8 protein-coding genes and 1 pseudogene are annotated in these 13,093 nt (G+C 50.9%); 6 read left to right on the forward strand and 3 right to left on the reverse strand.

Annotated features, from left to right (window positions below; genetic code table 11):
* Positions 1-40: 40 nt before the first annotated feature.
* Complete coding sequence (locus KTQ90_RS07845; RefSeq protein WP_217317918.1) at positions 41-1,738, forward strand: putative transporter; 1,698 nt, start codon at positions 41-43, stop codon at positions 1,736-1,738.
* Positions 1,739-2,051: 313 nt separating this feature from the next.
* On the opposite strand, the gene KTQ90_RS07850 is transcribed toward KTQ90_RS07845, so the two are convergent.
* Both KTQ90_RS07850 and KTQ90_RS07855 read right to left on the reverse strand, forming a co-directional pair.
* A complete protein-coding gene (locus tag KTQ90_RS07850) occupies positions 2,052-2,612 on the reverse strand; it encodes an NADH peroxidase (protein ID WP_022158509.1) in 561 nt (186 codons plus the stop codon).
* Between the two features lie 55 nt (positions 2,613-2,667).
* On the reverse strand, positions 2,668-3,102 hold the full coding sequence (locus KTQ90_RS07855) for a Fur family transcriptional regulator (RefSeq protein ID WP_217317919.1): 435 nt from the start codon (positions 3,100-3,102) through the stop codon (positions 2,668-2,670).
* A gap of 162 nt (positions 3,103-3,264) precedes the next feature.
* On the opposite strand from KTQ90_RS07855, the gene KTQ90_RS07860 reads away from it, so the two are divergent.
* The 5 genes from KTQ90_RS07860 (at position 3,265) to KTQ90_RS07880 (ending at position 12,545) form a co-directional block, all read left to right on the forward strand.
* Complete coding sequence (locus tag KTQ90_RS07860; protein WP_217317921.1) at positions 3,265-5,646, forward strand: TonB-dependent receptor; 2,382 nt, start codon at positions 3,265-3,267, stop codon at positions 5,644-5,646.
* A gap of 28 nt (positions 5,647-5,674) precedes the next feature.
* Entirely contained in the window at positions 5,675-6,913 is a 1,239-nt protein-coding gene (locus tag KTQ90_RS07865; RefSeq protein WP_217317923.1) for a type IX secretion system plug protein, read from the forward strand.
* A 229-nt stretch (positions 6,914-7,142) separates the two neighbouring features.
* A complete protein-coding gene (locus tag KTQ90_RS07870) occupies positions 7,143-9,158 on the forward strand; it encodes a transketolase family protein (protein ID WP_217317924.1) in 2,016 nt (671 codons plus the stop codon).
* 87 nt (positions 9,159-9,245) lie between these two features.
* Positions 9,246-9,683 (forward strand): ribose 5-phosphate isomerase B, encoded by a 438-nt coding sequence (rpiB, locus tag KTQ90_RS07875; RefSeq protein WP_022430505.1) that lies wholly within the window; start codon positions 9,246-9,248, stop codon positions 9,681-9,683.
* 114 nt (positions 9,684-9,797) lie between these two features.
* The gene (locus KTQ90_RS07880) at positions 9,798-12,545 is read left to right on the forward strand and encodes a transglutaminase-like domain-containing protein (RefSeq protein ID WP_217317925.1); all 2,748 of its coding nucleotides are present in this window, start codon (positions 9,798-9,800) and stop codon (positions 12,543-12,545) included.
* 250 nt (positions 12,546-12,795) lie between these two features.
* Here KTQ90_RS07880 and KTQ90_RS07885 read toward each other — a convergent pair.
* Positions 12,796-13,093: pseudogene (locus tag KTQ90_RS07885) on the reverse strand (fimbrillin family protein); the annotation flags it as partial.

Raw genomic sequence — 13,093 nt, forward strand, 5'->3', positions numbered from 1 at the left:
ACTATTAGAACTATATATTAAAACTATTAAAACACTAAAAATGGATTGGATAATCAACCTATTCACCAACACTGAGTCGATTGCCCATATCGCCCTACTCTATGCCATTGTCATTGCAGTCGGCATCCTGCTGGGTAAGATCAAGATTGGCGGCATTTCGCTCGGCGTCACTTGGGTGCTCTTTGCTGGTATCTTAGCAGGCCACATCGGTTTCACAGCCCCCAAGGACACAATGACCTTCATTCAGGACTTCGGACTTATTCTGTTCGTGTTCTGCATCGGTCTGCAGGTAGGTCCTGGCTTCTTCGAGAGTTTCAAGAAGGGCGGCGTAACACTCAACTTGCTCTCTACAACAGCCATCCTGCTGAACGTGGTCGTGATGTTCGCTTGCTACTACCTCTTCTTCGACACTAACGACAAGACAAACCTCCCGATGATGGTGGGCACGCTCTACGGAGCCGTTACCAACACACCGGGTCTTGGTGCAGCCAACGAAGCGCTCAGTTCTGTTTGGCAGAACGGTTTCGGCGAGTTGCCACAGATTGCATCAGGTTACGCTTGCGCTTACCCGCTTGGCGTGGTAGGCATCATCGGTGCTACTATCGCCATCCGCTTCCTTACCCACACAAAGCTTGAGGAGGAGGAGCAGAAGCTTGAAGCTGAAGAGGCAGAGAACCCGCAGGCTAAGCCGCACCAGATGCACCTGAAGGTGAACAATGCTTACCTCTCTGGCCGCACAGTGGCAGAAATCAGCGACTTCCTCAACCGCGATGTAGTGTTCTCGCGTCTGTTCAAGAACGGCGAGTACAGCATCCCGACCAGCCGCACCGTCTTCGACATGGGCGACGAGGTGCTTGTAGCATGTGCCGAGGCTGACGCTCCGGCTATCCAGGCATTCATCGGTCCGGAACTGGAGACAGAGTGGGAGGAGAACGAGAGCAAGCAGCCGCTTGTTTCGCGCCGCATCGTCGTTACCAACCCGTCAATGAACGGTAAGACACTCGGCAAGATGCACTTCTCGTCTGTATACGGCGTAACCGTTACACGTCTTTCGCGTCAGGGCATGGACCTCTTCGCAAGCCGCAACTACCGTTTCCAGGTGGGCGACAAGATTCTCGTAGTAGGTCCGGAGGACAACGTGAACCGCATCGCCGAGCTCATGGGCAACTCTGTGAAGCGTCTTGATGCGCCTAACATAGCCACCATCTTCATCGGTATCTTCATCGGTATCATCTTCGGTAGCATCCCGTTTGCTATCCCTGGAATGCCGGTTCCTCTGAAGCTCGGTATCGCCGGCGGTCCGCTTATCATCGCTATCCTCATCGGTCGCTTCGGCCACCGCATGAAACTCAACACCTACACCACGACATCCGCTAACATGATGCTTCGAGAGATAGGTCTTGTGCTGTTCCTTGCGAGTGTGGGCATCAAGGCAGGCGCCAACTTCTGGAACACGGTTGTAGAAGGCGACGGTCTGCTCTACGTACTCACCGGTTTCATCATCACAATCATTCCTATCCTGATTGTCGGCACTATAGCACGCATGAAGTACAAGTTCAACTATTTTACAATCATGGGTATGCTCGCCGGTACATACACCGACCCACCAGCCCTCGCTTACGCCAACTCTGTTTGCTCGCGCGAGGCTCCTGCCATCGGCTATTCTACGGTTTATCCGTTGAGTATGTTCCTGCGTATCTTCACGGCGCAGCTCGTCGTGCTGTTCTTCTGCGGATAATGAGAGCAAGACCATAAGACTATTGGTCGGAAAACAATAGCGGGTGTGTCCCAACTCCTCAACCGGAGTTCGGACACACCCGTTTTTTATTGCCCTAAAAACCAAGAAAAGTCATCGTGCACCGAACGCGAACGGTGCGGACGGCGAACGCAATCCAATCGGACGGCGGACGGAAACCGATCGGACGGCGAACGGAAACCGATCGGACGGCGAACGCTACACAATGAAAAGAGGATGCACCGAAACATGAAACGTTCGGTACATCCTCTTCTTTATGTTACATCTTAGCCGACTGTGCGACTACATGTCGTTATTACTTCTCGAAGTAGCGCTTGTACAAGCCCATAAAGCCTGCGCAGTGGCGAGCCTCGTCCTTAGCCATCTCGTGAACGGTGTCGTGAGTAGCGTCCATACCGGCAGCCTTAGCGTTCTTTGCGATGCGGAACTTGTCCTCGCAAGCGCCGCGCTCAGCAGCGATACGAGCCTCGAGGTTCGACTTTGTGTCCTTCAGAACGTCGCCCAGGAGCTCAGCGAACTTGCTTGCGTGCTCTGCCTCCTCGAATGCGTAGCGCTTGAAAGCCTCTGCAATCTCTGGATAACCCTCACGGTCGGCCTGACGGCTCATAGCAAGATACATGCCTACTTCGCCGCACTCACCGTTGAAGTGAGTCTCGAGATCCTTGATCATCTCCGGTGTAGCCTCCTCGTCGCGAGCAGCGCCGAGAGTGTGAACAGTAGCGAACGCCGGACCTTCTGTCGGATCTTTCAACTCCTTGAACTTGCTTGCCGGAGCCTTGCAAACCGGGCACTTCTCAGGAGCCTCTGTACCTTCATGAATATAACCACATACTGTGCAAATAAATTTCTTCTTCATAATTCTTCAGTTTTAAGAGTTAATAGTATTTTGTTAAAAAAGCCTTGTCTTTCAATCAGTCGGCGGCAGCCTCAAGCTGTTTCTCGCGACACTCCTTGCATACACCTTTATAATATAGCTGTACGTCGTCAATCTGATGACCTGCCAGTTCCTTACGGTTGACAACATCCGAAACTTCGTCGAAAATGTCGTACACCTTGCGGCAGCACTTGCAGATGAAGTGAGCGTGAAGGCTAACGTCGCCATCGTAGCAAACTCGGTGCTCGTTGATTGTTATCATCTGAGCAGCGTTGTGCTCCGAGAACATTCTGAGCGTATTGTATACCGTGGTACGGCTGAGTGTCGGAATCTTGGGAAGCAATGCCTTGTAGACCTCCTCCACCGTTGGATGGGTGAAGTGTGTCATCAGGTAATGCATAATCTCAATGCGCTGAACAGAGGGCTTTATGCCGTGTTCTACAAGTCGGGTTACCGCGTCGCTGTGTTTCATTATCTAATTGCTTTGTTTATTACGTTTGCAAAGATATACTATTTTATAATAATTACAAAATAATAATTGTAAAAATTACATTCTTTAATTCTTTTTTATAAAAACAGGCGGTTTTAGAGCCTAAAAATACAATAAATCGGGCTGGCAGGCGTTATTTTAGGTATGAAACTGAAATTATTTATACTTCAAATACTATGTCTGTGCGCCTACGCATCTGCAAGCGCGCAGTCGTTTACGCTTACTGGTAAGGTCATTGACGAAAACAACGACCCAGTTGAGTTTGCGTCTGTGTCGTGCGCAAAGCAGGGCAAGATGACCATGACTGCGCTCAACGGCACCTATAGTCTGCAGTTGCAGTCGGCTGATTCGGTAGAGATTAGATTCTCGATGATTGGCTACAAGACGAAGGTGCGCGTGCTGCGCCGTCCGCGTGGCAAGCAGACCATGCAGGTAGTGCTGCACAGCAGCGACAACGCCTTGTCGGAGGTAACCGTCTTGGGCAAGCGCATCGAAACCGGACAGACGCAGGAGCTGAGCAAGGAGCATATAAAGAACATGCCTTCTACAACGGGCAACGCTGTGGAGGAAATGATACAGAGTCAGGCGGGCGTATCGACGCACAGCGAGCTTTCGTCGCAATACAACGTGCGCGGCGGTTCGTTCGACGAGAATAGTGTATATATAAATAATGTGGAAATCTTCCGTCCGTTCCTCGTTAGAAGCGGACAGCAGGAGGGCATCTCAGTAATCAACCCCGACATGGTTGAGAAGATCGGATTCTCTACGGGCGGTTACGAGGCGCGTTACGGCGACAAGATGTCGTCTGCGCTGAACATCGAATACCGCCGTCCGAAGCGCTTCGAAGCGTCTGCCACGGCAAGTATGCTCGGCGCAAGCACTTTCGTGGGCATGAGCAACAAGAAGTTCTCGTGGAGCAACGGCTTGCGCTACAAGACGACGAAGTATCTGCTGGGTTCGATGGACACTAAGGGCGAATATCAGCCTACGTTCATCGACTACCAGACTTATCTTACGTATTCGCCCAACAAGCGTTGGGACATCAAGTTCCTTGGCAACATATCGGACAACCACTACAACTTCACGCCTGAAGACCGCGAGACCAACTTTGGTACGATGGAGAACGTGAAGGCGTTCAAGGTCTACTTCGACGGACATGAGAAAGACGTGTTCCGCACATTCTTCGGTTCGTTGGGCATAACACGCAAGTTCGGCGAGAACACAAGTCTTTCGCTCATCGCCTCAGCATTCAACACGCGCGAACAGGAGAAGTACGACATACAAGGTCAGTACTGGCTCACACAGACCGAGACGAGCGAGAACCTGGGCGTAGGCACCTACTTCCAGCACACGCGCAACTATCTTAAGGCGCACGTAGAAAGTGCAAAGTTGCTGTTCAAGACAAAGCAGAAGAAGCACGACATTGAGGCGGCTTTCACATACAAATGGGAGCATATCAACGAGAACTCGGTGGAGTACGAGATGCGCGACTCGAGCAAGTACAGCATTCCGCATACCGGCAAAGACCTTTATATGATATATAGTATGCGCGCGAAGAACACGCTCACCGCAAACCGCATCGAGGCTTATGCGCAGGACACTTATCGCTTCACGGGTTCGGCAGGCAAGACGCTCTACACATTGAACTATGGTGTGCGTCTCGCCTACTGGAGTTTCACGAAGGAGACAATCCTCAGTCCGCGTCTGTCGCTGGGCATCATCCCTGCCTTCAACGACAACATCACGATGCGCTTCGCCACCGGCCTTTACTATCAGGCGCCGTTCTTCAAGGAGATTAGAGACACCACAACGGTGAACGGCATAACATACGCTTCGCTCAACCGCAAGGCAAAGAGTCAGCGGTCTATTCACTTCATTGCGGGCTTCGACTATCGCTTCAAGATGAACAACCGTCCGTTCAAGTTCACAGCCGAGGCTTACTACAAGGCGCTTGGCAATCTTGTGCCATACAGCGTGAACAACGTGAAGGTGGTATACTATGGCGACAACATGTGCAGCGGACACGCAGCAGGTTTGGACCTGAAGCTCTTCGGCGAGTTCGTACCGGGCACCGACTCTTGGGTGTCGCTCTCGCTAATGAACACGAGCATGAAGCTGAACGGTAAGTCTATCCCATTGCCTACCGACCAGCGCTATGCCGTGAACATGTTCTTCACCGACTACTTCCCCGGCACCACACGCTGGAAGATGTCGCTGAAGCTGGCACTTGCCGACGGTCTGCCGTTCTCGGCACCGCACAGAGAGCTCGAGTCGAACGTGTTCCGTGCTCCTGCGTACAAGCGTGCTGACATCGGCTTGAACTATCGCATCATCGACAATAACGACCGACACAACAAGCGCAACCCTATCCGTAACCTTTGGGTGGGCGCCGAGTGTCTGAACCTCTTGGGCATAAACAACGTTAACTCCTACTACTGGATTACTGACGTTACCGGTCAGCAGTATGCAGTTCCTAACTACCTTACGGGCAGACAAATCAACGTGAAGGTGTCGGTAGACTTCTAATAGGCAAGCGCTCCTAAAACAACAGATTATGAGAAAACACCTATTGGCTATAATCATCGCATTGTCGGCGCTTGCCGCCACCAACAGTTTTGCGCAATATAACGAAATAAAGTCGGAGAACATCGCGTCATTGCAGGTTGTGGCTGGCAACAACTGGCTCTCAATGCCTATAGCTACGCTAAACGGCGAAGCGATAAACATCAGTTTCGATGACCTCACGCACGAGTATCATCGCTATGCCTACCGACTGCAGCATTGCGAAGCCGACTGGAGTGTGTCTGAAGGTATCTTCGAGTCGGACTACTGTGAAGGATTTGCAGACGGCAGCACCATTGACGACATCGAGGAATCGCTGAACACCAATACGCTTTACACCCACTATCGACTTTCCATTCCGAACGAGAATTGCCGCATAAAGATGAGCGGCAACTATCGCCTCACGGTATACGACGAGAACGAAGGCGACACCGTCTTTACGGCTTGCTTCATGGTTGTGGAGCCGCTGGTTAAAACGAGCATGGCGGTGACTACAAACACCGATATCGACACAAACAAAGCCCATCAGCAGGTGGCTGCAGAGATAAACTATTCGGCTCTTGGCATTACGAATCCCAACACCGAACTATATACTGTCGTGATGCAGAACGGACGCTGGAGCACTGCACGCATTAACGCAGCGCCACAATACCAGACCGGCAGCGGACTGCGTTGGGAACACAACCGCGACTATATCTTCAACGGCGGCAACGAATTTCATAAGTTTGAGATTCTTGACGTAACCCACCCTACTCTTGGCATTGAGAACGTAGGTTGGGACGGCAAGAACTATCACGCACAGATATGGACCGACCTTCCGCGACCGAGTTATATCTACGACGAAGACGCCAATGGTAGTTTCTATATCCGCAACAGCGACAATATTGAGAACGACCGCATATCGGAATACGTAACAGTTCACTTCCGTCTTCAGGCTCCACGACAGAACGGCAGAGTGTTTGTCAACGGCGTGTGGACAAACGACCGATTCACGCCGCAATACGAGATGACGTACAACGAACAAACGAAGCTCTACGAAGCGTATATACCATTGAAGCAAGGCTATTACTCATACCAATACCTCACAATGTGCGATGACGGCACGCTCCACCCCGTTTCGACAGAAGGCAACTTCTACCAAACCGAGAACAGCTACCAAATGCTTATATATTATAAAGGTATAGGACAACGCACGTATCGTCTCGTAGGTTACAACAAAATTAGAAGCTAAGCTCCGACAAAAAGTAAAAGAAAAGCAACCAAAAAGTAAAAGTATAGTAATAGGAAAGTCAACAACAATTCGAATATTTTTTTTAAATTCCGCAAACAATATAGCCGTTATATCAACTATAATCGCTATCTTTGCAAAAGAAACAAAGGAAAAAGACCATAAAAAGTCGGTTTCCAAGCTAAAAGACCTTTTTATCCACGAAAGAAACTGTTAAACTTTAAATAATAAAATGAATAATAAGGATTTAATGAATCATGCGGCAGACAACATTCGACTGCTTGCTGTATCGATGGTAGAAAAAGCCAAATCTGGTCACCCTGGTGGTGCTATGGGAGGTGCTGACTTTATCAACGTTCTTTTTTCGGAGTTCTTGGTTTTCGACCCAGATCAGCCGACATGGGAAGGCCGCGACCGCTTCTATCTTGATCCTGGTCACATGTCTCCTATGCTCTACTCAGCTCTCGCTCTGCAGGGCAAGTACACAATTGACGACTTGAAGACATTCCGTCAGTGGGGAACAGTATGTCCGGGACATCCTGAGCGTGACATTATTCATGGAATAGAAAATACATCTGGACCGCTCGGTCAGGGACACACCTACGCCGTAGGTGCTGCTATTGCAGAGAAGTTCCTTGAAGCTCGTCTTGGCAGCACCATGATGCAGCACAAGATTTATGCCTACATCTCTGACGGTGGAGTTCAGGAAGAGATATCACAGGGCGCAGGTCGCATCGCTGGCCTCTTCAAGCTCAACAACCTCATCATGTTCTACGATGCTAACGAGATTCAGCTCTCTACAGAGTGCGACGTCGTGATGCGCGAGAACACACGCATGAAGTACGAATCATGGGGTTGGAACGTTCTTGAAATCAATGGTAACGATCCTGACGAGATCCGCGCTGCTCTTATCCTCGCTAACAAGGAAGAGAATCGTCCTACACTCATCATCGGTCACACCGTAATGGCTAAGGGCGCACGCAAGGAAGACGGATCAAGCTACGAGCGCAGCGTGAAGACTCACGGCGCACCGCTCGGTGGTGGCGCTTACGAGAACACAGTGAAGAACCTTGGCGGCGACCTCAACGACCCGTTCGTAGTATTCGACGACGTTAAGGAACTTTACGAAAAGCGCAACGCAGAGCTTCGCGAGATCGTTAAGGAAAGACATGATGCCGAAGAGGAATGGCGCAAGGCTAATCCGGAGAAGGCTGAACAGATGAAGGCTTGGTTCTCTGGCGACGCTCCTAAGGTAGACTGGAGTGCTCTCGTTCAGAAGCGCGACGTAGCTACTCGTGTAGCTTCAGCCAACTGCCTCGGCGTACTGGCAGAGCAGGTGCCAAACATGGTTTGCTCTTCAGCCGACCTTTGCAACTCTGACAAGACCGACGGTTTCCTCAAGAAGACACACGAGCTTGCACCAGACGACTTCACCGGAGCATTCTTCCAGGCAGGTGTGAGCGAGCTTACTATGGCTTGCGTCTGCATCGGTATGTATCTCCACGGTGGTGTTATCCCGGCTTGCGGCACATTCTTCGTATTCTCCGACTACATGAAGCCGGCAATCCGTATGGCTGCTCTTATGCGCGTTCCAATCAAGTTCGTATGGTCACACGATGCATTCCGCGTTGGTGAGGACGGACCTACACACGAGCCAGTTGAGCAGGAAGCACAGATTCGCCTTATGGAGAAGTTGAAGAACCACAAGGGTCAGGACTCTGTACGCGTATTCCGTCCGGCTGATGCCGACGAGACAACTGTATGCTGGCAGATGGCTAACGAGAACATGGATACTCCGACAGCGATGATTTGCTCACGTCAGAACGTGAACTCTCTGCCTGAAGGCACCGACTACTCTCAGGTTCGCAAGGGTGCATACATCGTTAAGGACGATCCTAACTACGACGTTATCCTCCTCGCTTCTGGTTCGGAGGTGTCTACACTCCTCGCAGGTGCCGAGTTGCTCAACGCTGACGGCATCAAGACACGTATCGTAAGCGTTCCGTCAGAGGGTCTGTTCCGTACACAGAGCAAGGAGTATCAGGAGTCTGTACTGCCGAAGGGCGCAAAGATCTTCGGTATGACAGCAGGTCTCCCCGTTACACTTCAGAGCCTCGTAGGCGTTGAGGGTATGGTATACGGTCTTGAGTCGTTCGGTTTCTCTGCTCCTTACAAGGTGCTCGACGAGAAATTGGGCTTCAACGCAGAGAACGTTTACAAGCAGGTGAAAGATTACTTATCTAAATAAACAGGCATAGCTTATGCAGAACTTCACGTTAAGTAAGAAATTCTGCATAAGCTTGCTTTATTAATAATCCAATAAAACTACAGTACTATGGAAATTAAGACAGTAGGCATTGCATGCGACCACGCAGGTTACGCATTGAAGAAATTTGTTGTTGAGTACCTTGAGAGCCACAACATTCCTTTTAAGGATTACGGAACATACAGCGATTTGAGCTGCGACTATCCTGACTTTGCACACGAGTTGGGAGAAGCTATCTCTAACGGCGACGTTTATCCAGGTATCGGTATCTGCGGTAGCGGTGAAGGCATGGCAATGACTCTCAACAAGCACAAGGGCGTACGTGCAGCATTGGTATGGAATCCTGAGATTGCACAGCTCACACGCCAGCACAACGACGCTAACGTCCTCGTTATGCCGGGACGCTTCATCGACAACAAGACAGCAGAGAAGATCATGGACGAATTCTTCAAGACTCCGTTCGAGGGCGGTCGTCATGAGAAGCGTGTAAACAAGATTGACTTGTAAAAGTTAGAAGCGTATTACAAGGTTTACTTGTAAAATTTTGACACACAAGAAAAGCTTACAGGAGACTATGACAACACGCCATAGCCTCCTTTTTTATAATACTTAAAAACGACAATGAAGAAAATTCTTATTTCTGCATCCATATTCGCTTTGAGTCTGACAGCGAATGCGCAGGGACAATTCATTTCCGACACCAACTACCGCAACACTGTGGAGAACATCTTCAAGGAGCGCGTAAAGACTGTCGGCAAGACATTCTACAACACACAGAAAGAAAATCTGACCGCCGACGAGCAGGAAGCATTGAAGTTCCTCTATGCCTACATGCCGCTTGCCGACGTCACCGACTACCCTACCTCGTTCTTCGCCGACAACGTACGCATGTCATTCAAGGCTCGCAAGGAGATGCCTTGGGGCAAGAACGTTCCCGAACTGCTTTTCCGCCACTTCGTTGTGCCTATCCGTGTCAACAACGAGGCTCTGGACAATGCACGCTCGGTGTTCTACAACGAATTGAAGGACCGCATCAAGGGCATGTCGATGATGGACGCCATCATCGAGGTGAACCACTGGTGCCACGAGAAAGTGACATACCAACCTTCTGACGCTCGCACATCAGCGCCTCTCGCAACGCTCAAGACCGCAACCGGACGTTGTGGTGAGGAGAGTACGTTTGCCGTTGCAGCGCTCAGAGCCGTAGGCATACCTGCACGCCAGGTGTACACACCGCGATGGGCTCACACCGACGACAACCACGCCTGGGTAGAGGCTTGGGCAGACGGCAAATGGTACTTCCTCGGCGCCTGCGAACCAGAACCGGTGCTCAACCTCGGTTGGTTCAATGCGCCGGCTTCGCGAGCAATGCTCATGCACACACGCGCTTTCGGCGACTATAACGGACCTGAGGAGGTGATGCTGCGCACAAGCAACTTCACAGAAATCAACCTCACCTCCAACTATGCGCCGGTTGCGCCTATCGACTTCTATGTCAAGGACAGCGAAGGCAAGCCGGTAGAGAACGCCCGTGTCGAGTTCAAGATTTACAACTACGCCGAGTTCTTCACAGCTGTAACAAAATATACCGACGCAAACGGTCACACCTCGCTCTCTGCAGGCATCGGCGACTTGGTTGTTTGGGCGTCGAAAGACGGCAAATACACCTACCAGAAGGTATCGTTCGGCAAGCAAAAGGAAGCAACACTCACTCTCCCAGAGGGTGCACCTACCAGTTCTGTTGGTGCACTTGAGACAAGTGCACCCCCTAAATGCACCTACTTAGACATCGTTCCGCCGAAGGAAGATCCGCAGCTACCATACGTCAGCGACGAGATGCACAAGGAGAACCAGCGCCGCTTTGCTCTTGAGGACAGCATTCGCAAGGCATATACAGCAACGTTCCCCACTATGGAGGAGGCAAAACGCATCAATGAGCGCGGCGCCGAGTACATCTTCAAGTCGCGCGGCAACAAGCAGACCATCGTCGACTTCATCAAACGACACAGCGACAACGAAGACCGCGTGATGGGCATACTCGCCACACTCAGCGACAAAGACTTGCGCGACATCACAACCGAGATTCTCGAAGACAGCTACAACGCAACAACCGACCAGCTCTCGCCGCGTGTTGAGGACGAGCTGATTACAATTCCGTTCAAGCAGTACTTCGAGAAGGCGTTCAGCAAGAAGGCAGCCGACGCTTTCCGCGCCGACCCGATGAAGCTCGTAGAATGGATAAAGAAGAACATCCGCCTCAACCCCGACAAGAAGGCTCTGCGCATCGCACAGACTCCGGTTGGCGTGATGAGGTCGAAGATTACCGACGAGCGTTCGCGCGACATCTTCTTCGTCGACGTGGCTCGCAGCCTCGGCATCGAAGCACAGAAGGACGCTGTGACGGGCAAGATACAGTACAAAACTAAGGGGGTGCACTTGTCTCAAGTGCACCAAAAAACCAATAAAGGGGTGCACCAACCAACTTCTATTGGTGCACTTGAGACAAGTGCACCCCCTAAGGAAGTGCACCAAAAAAACAACGGCGAATGGCAGGATGTGAAGTTCGACAACACAGCCGACAAGACATCTAACGCAGCAGCTCTCGGTACAATCAAGCTGACATACGAGCCTACAAAGCTGCTCGACAACCCGAAGTATTACAGCCACTTCACAATCAGCCGCATAGAAAACGGCACGGCTCAGCTGCTCAACTTCGATGAGGGTCAGGCTGACATGGGCAACGGCACTACATGGAGCAACACGTTCAAGAACGGCTACAAGCTCGACGCCGGCACATACATGCTCACCACGGGTACACGTCTTGCAAACGGCAGCGTACTCGCATCAAACCGTATCTTCGAGATTGTAAAGGGTCAGACAACAACCCTGCCTCTTGAGATTCGCCAAAACACCAACGAAGTGACAGTAATCGGTTCGTTCAACTCAGAGAGCCTCGTTACAAAGGACGGTAAGGAAGTAAGTCTGCTCTCACAGACCGGTCGCGGCTATTACGTTGTAGGCATCCTCGGCGTAGGTCAGGAACCAACCAACCACGCTCTGCACGACATCGAGAAGATGAAGGAAGCATTCGAGGCATGGGGCCGTCCGGTAGTGCTGCTCTTCGAGAGCGAAGCCGACGCAGCCAAGTTCAACCACGACGAGTTCCCGGGTCTGCCGTCTACCGTGCAGTTCGCCCTCGACAAGGACGGATCGGTACGCAAGCAGATAGCACGTGAGATGAAGCTGATGAACGAGAAGCAGATGCCGATGTTCATCATCGCCGACACATTCAACCGCGTAGTATTTGTATCGCAGGGCTACACCATCGGACTCGGCGAGCAGATGCAGGGCGTGTTCAAGAAACTGTAAAGTAAAGAGGTTTTCAACACTTCAGATACTAACAAACAAAAAGGGTGCTTCGTGCACCCTTTTTGTTGTTTCTATGTTGTAATCACTTTATTGCTCTTTGTTTTTTTAGGGGGTGCAGTGGTCCCCACTGCACCAACAAAGCAAGTATGCCCTTCAGGTAAAAAACCTCCCACAGATTGCACAGATTTTCACAGAAATCTTTAGGGGGCAAAACTATAGAATTGCGAAGAATGTACACCCGCCCGACGGTTTACTGCTTCCTCAAGGTAGGCAATGCTCCTTTAAGTTCGTAACGCCACTTTGAGCCTGCGTTCTGCAAGGCGGTGTTCATGGCATCAACGGCTTTCTGCCAGGTAACGACAGAGCCGTCCACCTTCGTGGCTTCGGTGCTTTTCTTATTGTAGCCGATACCTTGTTCATGATTGTTCTTCCAATAGCAGGCGGTCATCACGTTGGCGTAGTTATTTCCCCAAAAACCGCCGATATGCATATAGCCAGTGCTACTACCCGTACTGGTTACGTTGCCCGTGGCATAGCAGGCAAGGAGG

Source organism: Leyella stercorea, from assembly GCF_019052365.1.
Classification (GTDB): domain Bacteria; phylum Bacteroidota; class Bacteroidia; order Bacteroidales; family Bacteroidaceae; genus Prevotella.